This window comes from Rhizobium sp. RHZ02 (assembly GCF_014851575.1).
GTDB classification, from domain to species: domain Bacteria; phylum Pseudomonadota; class Alphaproteobacteria; order Rhizobiales; family Rhizobiaceae; genus Rhizobium; species Rhizobium altiplani.
This window is the reverse complement of record NZ_JACUZX010000080.1, coordinates 1-766: the sequence shown is the minus strand read 5'-3', so window position 1 is coordinate 766 and position 766 is coordinate 1. Positions and strand designations below refer to the sequence as shown.

The 766-nt window shown below is 52.0% G+C and carries 1 rRNA gene; it reads right to left on the bottom strand.

Annotation, left to right across the window (positions count from 1 at the left end):
* Positions 1–349, bottom strand: a 23S ribosomal RNA gene (locus IB244_RS31585); the annotation flags it as partial.
* Positions 350–766 lie beyond the last annotated feature (417 nt).

Sequence of the window (766 nt, the reverse complement as noted above, 5' to 3'; positions counted from 1 at the left end):
TGTTCCGCTTTAAACACAATTGCCACTGGCCTGGTCCGCGTTCGCTCGCCACTACTTGCGGAGTCTCGGTTGATGTCCTTTCCTGCAGGTACTTAGATGTTTCAGTTCCCTGCGTTCGCTTCTTACACCCTATTTTATTCAGGTGCAGATACCTTATCACAATGCTTGGAAACCCAAATCGTTCTTCCGAACAACTTGGATTTTCCAAGCATTTAAGGTGGGTTGCCCCATTCGGAGATCCATGGATCAAAGCTTATTCGCAGCTCCCCACGGCTTTTCGCAGCGTATCACGTCCTTCATCGCCTGTGCATGCCAAGGCATCCACCAAATGCCCTTACGACACTTAATCGTTCTCATTGCCAATGCTCATCTTTAGTTGGATTTGGCAAACCTTGTCCCGTCGGCTTCGCCGCGGGGGTGCCAAATCTGGCCATACGGCCAGCTCCAACAATCTGGTTACCTTTTACAACCAGATCATTCAGATGCCATCGACGTGTTCGATCCGGTCCCTTTATTGGAGCTACGCCGAGCAGCTCGCTTGGGCCGGATCTTTAAGACCAGCTTCTCGAGATTAAATCCGGTACCGCGCGGTCAGGCAACGGTAATCAGACCAACCATCAGACAGCACCAAAAGGCACCGAACAATGGGCAATCCTGACGACAGGCTTCCTTCCTACCTCCAGTCCCTCCACCAGATCCGGCCGACTAAGCCATCCTTGGTTTCAACAGAACTGGGCTCGGACATCTCGCGCAATCCATGGGATTG